This is a genomic window from Methylobacterium sp. E-041 (assembly GCF_022829665.1).
GTDB lineage: Bacteria > Pseudomonadota > Alphaproteobacteria > Rhizobiales > Beijerinckiaceae > Methylobacterium.
On the sequence record NZ_JAKSYQ010000146.1, the window covers coordinates 1 to 5892 of the forward strand.

At 65.8% G+C, this 5892-nt stretch carries 7 protein-coding genes and 1 tRNA gene; 4 read left to right on the forward strand and 4 right to left on the reverse strand.

Annotated elements, in window-relative coordinates; genetic code table 11:
* From MKK70_RS13690 to MKK70_RS13705, 3 genes are all read right to left on the reverse strand, one after another.
* Positions 1-564: outer membrane protein (locus tag MKK70_RS13690; protein ID WP_409568273.1), on the reverse strand; the 564-nt coding region annotated here is incomplete at its 3' end.
* 662 nt (positions 565-1226) lie between these two features.
* Positions 1227-1505: a hypothetical protein gene (locus MKK70_RS13700; protein WP_243948393.1), complete on the reverse strand. Its 279-nt coding sequence runs from the start codon at positions 1503-1505 to the stop codon at positions 1227-1229.
* Positions 1505-1714 (reverse strand): hypothetical protein, encoded by a 210-nt coding sequence (locus tag MKK70_RS13705; RefSeq protein ID WP_243948395.1) that lies wholly within the window; start codon positions 1712-1714, stop codon positions 1505-1507. The genes MKK70_RS13700 and MKK70_RS13705 overlap by 1 nt, the downstream gene beginning before the upstream one ends.
* A gap of 805 nt (positions 1715-2519) precedes the next feature.
* On the opposite strand from MKK70_RS13705, the gene MKK70_RS13710 reads away from it, so the two are divergent.
* Together MKK70_RS13710 and MKK70_RS13715 are read left to right on the forward strand one after the other, a co-directional pair.
* Positions 2520-3014: a hypothetical protein gene (locus MKK70_RS13710; protein ID WP_187274893.1), complete on the forward strand. Its 495-nt coding sequence runs from the start codon at positions 2520-2522 to the stop codon at positions 3012-3014.
* A complete protein-coding gene (locus tag MKK70_RS13715) occupies positions 3014-3553 on the forward strand; it encodes a hypothetical protein (RefSeq protein ID WP_243948402.1) in 540 nt (179 codons plus the stop codon). The genes MKK70_RS13710 and MKK70_RS13715 overlap by 1 nt, the downstream gene beginning before the upstream one ends.
* Positions 3554-4041: 488 nt before the next feature.
* Here MKK70_RS13715 and MKK70_RS13720 read toward each other — a convergent pair.
* Positions 4042-4117 (reverse strand) — tRNA-Asn (locus MKK70_RS13720).
* 644 nt (positions 4118-4761) lie between these two features.
* Here MKK70_RS13720 and MKK70_RS13725 point away from each other — a divergent pair.
* Both MKK70_RS13725 and MKK70_RS13730 read left to right on the forward strand, forming a co-directional pair.
* Positions 4762-5082: a PsiF family protein gene (locus tag MKK70_RS13725; protein ID WP_243948409.1), complete on the forward strand. Its 321-nt coding sequence runs from the start codon at positions 4762-4764 to the stop codon at positions 5080-5082.
* Between the two features lie 11 nt (positions 5083-5093).
* Entirely contained in the window at positions 5094-5354 is a 261-nt protein-coding gene (locus tag MKK70_RS13730) for a hypothetical protein (protein ID WP_243948411.1), read from the forward strand.
* The last annotated feature ends 538 nt before the right edge of the window (positions 5355-5892 follow it).

Sequence of the window (5892 nt, forward strand, 5' to 3'; positions counted from 1 at the left end):
GCCGTAGGCGAAGCCGCCGGTGCCGTACACGAGGGTGCGGTCGAAGGCGTAGCCGAGGCGACCGCGCACGGTGCCGAAGTAGTCGAGGCTGGAGAGGCCCGACGGGTTGTAGATCAGGTTGCCGGGCAGGATGCCGCCGCCGACGACGCCGGGGGTGGCCGAGAAGCGGTTGCGGTTCTGGCCGAAGTCGACGTACTGCGCGTCGGCCCCGATGCCGATCACGACGCACGCGCCCGGGGTGCACTGGGAGTTGTAGCCGACCTGGCCACCGCCGGTGACGCCGTCGTTGCCGCGGCTGCCGCCGAAGGCGAGCACGCCGCCGGTGTTGCCGCCGGCCGGGCCGGCGAAGATCGCGTTGCCGGGCGAGACGCCGACGACGGTGGCGCCGCGGCGATCGCTGGCATCGAAGCCGTAGCCGGCGTTGATACCGAAGTACGCGCCCGTCCAGGTGAACACCGGAACCGGGGTGAACACCGGCGGCGGGGCGCGACGCGGAAGGTCGGCGGCGGACGCGGCAGCGGTGAGAGCCGTGAAGGCTGCGAGGGACGTAAGGATCTTGTTCATATGTCGGGTGCCGATCGGTGTGCCTAGTTGACTGCTAGATACCCTTTTCCCGCGCAGTTGCTGTAGCGACTAAGACACACCTGCAATCCCTCTATTCTGATCCAATCACGCCCTCGCATCATGAGGCGCGCCCCGCCATCCGCACGCCTTCACGTAAGTCCCTGGTGGGCAAACAGCCCTGCTGTCTCGGCCTGGCTTTCCTGGGTCGCACTACGCGCGTTACCCCCAAAGTTCACACCCCGACTGACTGCCGAAGGGATCCGCTTCGAGGGCGCTGCAGTCGGGCGCCTGGCTGGCCCGTGGGCGCAGTTCGGTGCCACCGAATAGGTCGCCCAGCGCACGGCGCCGGAACGGCGTTCGCCGCCGCTGATGCTCGGGCCGGTCGTGGTTCACGCGGCAGCGCGGTGAGGCTCTTGCCCTTCCCGTCACGCCAGGCGCCAACCTCGGCATTCCGCCACCGCCCGTCGCCCAGGTGGGAGACCATGTGCCCATGCGGTCGTCCGCAGCCCTCGCAGGCGCCGCCGGCACGCCGGAACCGGACCATGGCCGACAGCTCGCGCCCGTCGATCGGGTAGGAACAGCGGTCTGGATAGCTCGGCGGCCATCGATCTGCCGGCTGTGGTCTGCGCCGCATTCGCGGTCGGCAGATCCGTCCCGAGCCGTCAGGTGGCGCTGGCCTCTGCTAAGGCCGCCAGGACGTCCGAGAGGTTCCTCTCGGCTCTCTCGTGGACACGGTCCAGGGCACGCTGGGCCGCGAGCGCGCCGGTGCCCCCGGCGGCGATCAGGGCCAGCATGTCCCGATACGTACCCTCGCCGCCCTCGCGATCGACGCGAAGCCTGGCCAGGTTGTGGATGGTGCGCGTCCGCAGGTTGTCGTCGAGCCCCCCCAGCAGGGTCCGAAATTCCGTATCGCGTGGCTGGCAGGTATAGGGGTCGATCATCAGGCCTGCCGCCTCGCGCGGATCATCCAGGCATCACGGTCCGCACGTGCCACGGCCAGCTCCATCTGCAATTCCTCGACACGGGCATGCATCTCGCCGGCATCGACGGCGGTCTCGATTAAGAGTTCCTGAGCCTCGGCGAGCGCCGCGCGCAATTCCGCGTTCTCGGTCGCGAACGCCAGGACCAGAGCCGTCGTCTCGTCGCTCATCCCTCAGCAACCCATCTGATCCACCGTGGACGCCGCCGCATCCGCGGCCAGCAGGTCGCTCGATCTGTTGCGACGGTCCTGTTTGCCCCTTCGAGCAGGGCCGCCGCCTACATTCCAGCCGACAACCTGCTCTCGCACCCTCGTGACCCGACGTTGGGCGGACCCAGTGCGTACACGGGCCGACAGGGTAAGGCGCAACCCGATTCCGTCAGCGGCTGCCGAAAATTATTTTCGACCTCTGACCGCGCACGCCATTTCGACTTTCATACTCCGGCCGGATCGTAGGGGCTCCATTCAACGGAGCCACGCCGATGCCTCTCGCGAGGGACGGCGCCTGAAGGACAACCGCAGTCGCTACGTGCCGCCGGATCGGGGCGATCCGAACGGCGCGGAGGTTGGCTGGAAGGCCCCGGCCACGTTCCTGGAGCGGGCTGCCGAAGGATCGGCCGCCGACTGGGAGTAGCGGGGGAGCACGAGGGGTTGGGTGCCAGCGGCTGATTGTGCGACGACCGTGTCGGGAGTCCATACCCCCGAGAGCGAGCGGGCTTCCGGCAACGGTGGCAGATCTGAGCGCCGAGGTTATCGAGCATCTGACGCTACATATGTCAGCGCTCCTCGGCATGTTGTGTTTCAACCGCCACAACGGTCTCTCAATAAAGAACCGCCGCGCGGAAGCGATATCAATTAAAGGCAATAAGAAGCGCGCCAGGTAGACACATCAGTATATTTTAGGCTTCTTGGACATGCTCACACCGTGAGCCCGGGATGGCGGTTCCGGAACGAAGCCAGGCGAAATGAAAGCGTCATGACGGGTCCGAGCAAGCGATACCCCTGGGAGAGCCCCTCCGAACTCGAAGCGCCTACGAATGTGACCTCCTCGACCGACACCCACCTGGCCAACGTGTTGAGGTTGGTCGGGCCTCTCGACGACATCGGTGGTGGAGGCGCTCCCACCCGTCGTTCCTCGCCACAGGATTGGTCGAAGCTGATCGAGCGGGTTCGGCATGCGGCCAATCACGCCCGCGAGGTCGAGGCGCAGGCTCAAGAACAGGAGCTGCGCGTCCAGGAGGTGCTCGACCGCGTCCGCGAAGATGTCCGCAACGCCGCCGAGCGGGTCCGAGTCGCTGAGGCGCGCACCGCTGAAATTCAGAGCCGTGCCGACGCCATGCTGAAGCTGGCCGACGAGAGGGTAAAGGCGGCCGAAGAGCGAGCGCGGATCGCGGAGGAGTGGCTCACACGCGTCTACGACACGATCGCGAGCGAGTTCACCCTTGAGCCGGATGTGAAGAGGACTGCGTGATGCCGAACTCAGCTCAGCGTCCTGCAATCACCGTCCGCCCGGCCGGACGTGATATCCCGGCCGACGATGCTTGGCGCAGCAGCTCCGAGCTGGCGGCCGGGCTGCCTTCCAACAGCAAGATCGTACCCCTCTTCGTGGAGCCGGGCATCTCACCGCCAAGGCTTGCGGATGTCGGTCCTGGCGAAACCGACTGGCCTGCCGCGCTCGACCTGATCCGCGACGTTGGAGACCGCGTGCGCCGGGCACGCGATTTCGCGCAGGAGGTGTCCCGCCAGTCTCAGTCGATCATTCGCCGTAGCCTCAAGCAGACCGAAGAGGCCGAACGGCGCGCCGAGGCTGCCGAAGCTTCAGCGGCCGCGGCCATCGCACGTGCCGAGAGGGCTGAGGAACTGGCTCGGCTGTCGGAAGCCAGGGCGAAGCTTGCAGAGAAGCAGGCAGAGGCCGCCAAGGCTGAAGAGGCTGAAGCTCAACTATGGCTCAGGCGCGTGCATGCTAGCCTCAAGGACGAGTTCAAAGACCTGACCGAAGATCCGACCTGACCGTATCAACTGCCGTGAGGTGGCAGGGCATCGAACCGAGCCTCCGGCCCACCGTGGGCATCGGCGGCCGAACGATGCGAATTCTCGCTGCCGCCCGGTCCAGTGGCGCCGAGCGCCCGCGCTCGTTCGAGACAGCGGGTTGTGAGCGGCCATGGTCGTCGCCGCGTCCTGGAGGAAGGCGGCGATGACCGCCCGGTCCGCCATATGCGCCGCCGTTCGGAGTGATGCCGCGAGCTGGCGCGGCGCACGGTCTGCGCAAGGCGGGCGCGCGGCGGAGGAGGGCGCCACGGAGGCCGAATGGAACGCCTGGTTCGGATGGGCTGAGGGGAGCCGCGAGCGCGCGACCTACCTGCGCGGAGCCGACCGAGCGAAACTCGCCGAGCGGGTCGCAGAGAGGGCAGCAGCTCGAATGTCCATCTCCGCTTCTCCTGAACCGGTGCGGGGTTCGGAGCGAAAAGATCAATCCGAAAAATGGCTTGGAGAAGTGATGGCTCCCCGAGCAGGACTCGAACCTGCGACAAGGCGATTAACAGTCGCCTGCTCTACCAACTGAGCTATCGGGGATCACGGGGGGTGATCTACACAGCGTCGGTACGGCGCGCAAGGGCCTCGGGTGGATGTTTTGCATTTCGCGCGGGCTGCCTCGGGCGGCGCGAATGGAACCTCGGCAGCAGCGTTGCGCCGGGGCCACGAGGCGGCCGCGCCACGAGGCTCAGGCTTCGCGTCGCGATGCCGGAGGACGCGCGGCGCCTGCGATCGATCGCCGGGGATGGGTCAAGGAAAAGTAGATGGGAGGGACGTGACGTGGAGGCCTCGCCCGGTTGGCCACAAGCGTGGTGGAACAAGGACTTACGCCTTCCAACCCCTTCGAAGGCCTCTATGAAGTTTTTAAGCTATTTGGCGGGTTTCCAAACCGCATCCCGCTGATCCGCGCCGTGGGAGCTTTCGCTAGCCGCGAATGCGAGAGCGCGCGAGCTGGCGTCGAGCGGCATCAGGTCGATGGCGATGACACTGGCTTCCGAGTAGCGCCAAAGCCGGTTGCCGGGCTGGCGCGAGGTTTTTGGCCACGGCGATCTGCGTCGCCTCGATCAGCGCTAGCGTGTCTTTGGTCGCCTCGGGTGCCTTACGGTCGATCACATCGCCCATCGGCTCGCAGGGGCTCCGCAGCCCTGCTACCATCTTACAACTTGTCCCGGAGCACCCTGCCGATGCGCTCGCTCGCCCTCATCCTGCCGATCGTCCTCAGCCTCGCCGTCCCGGCCGTCGCGCAGACGCCAGCCCCGTCCGCAGCGCAGGCCGCTCAGCGCGACCGGATGAAGAGCTGCAACGCAGACGCCGGCTCTCAGAAGCTCGCTGGCAGCGAGCGCAAGGGCTTCATGTCCGACTGCCTCGCCGGCAAGGCTGCAGCGCCAGCGAAGGAACTTACGCCACAGCAGGCCAAGATGAAAAGCTGCAACGTCGATGCCTCGGCCAAGAGCCTGAAGGGCGCCGAACGCCGGAGCTTCATGAGCACCTGCCTAAAGGGCTGACATCCAGATCAATGGCCGATACCCCTGACCAAAAAATCGAGGACTCCCCGCTCGGCGGCAGCGTCACCCGCGACGGCGTCACGGTGCAGGTTCATATCTACCGGTTCGCCGGCACCACGGACGAATGGACCCTAGAGGTCGTCGACCACGAAGGCGGGCACACAGCCTGGACTGGCACCTTCGTGAACGACGAGGACGCCTTCGAGGCTTTCGAGCATGCGATCGCCAAGGACGGGATCCACTCTTTCGTTGAGCAGCCAATGGAGCACTGACCGAGCACCCGAAGGCGACAGGCAATCTGAAATGAGCCTCAACGCCTGGATCGAAGACCAACCCCGAGCCGAAGCCCTCTCGTCCCGAAGCGATCCGACACGCCCTCACGGACTTGCTCACCGGCCAGGGCTACGTTCGGCACCACGAGGATCCTGGGCCGTGAATTGATCAAACTTCGTGCGTTTCGCTAGGCGAATGGGTCTGAGCGCGATTTGCAAGCTGCGCGGGATCAACTGCGGACGATATACTTTTCCTTCCGAGTGCTTCGTGAGGCCTTTTTGGCCTAATTGCTCGCCAGCTAACCAAAGCGTTGCCTGGATGCAACATTCCCGCAGCACCGCAGCGCCGTTGTGAATTCCACGTTGATCGCACGGATGTGCTGGCACACAGTGTTTTGGCACTGGGGGCATCGCAAAAGCGGGCCCGATGAGCCCGCACCAAAAAGCGGGCCGCAAAACAAGGTGTGACGCGATCGGCCCCGGCCCCGCGACCACACGATCCTCGGGTCTCGAAGCTTTTGGAGATATCTATGACGCT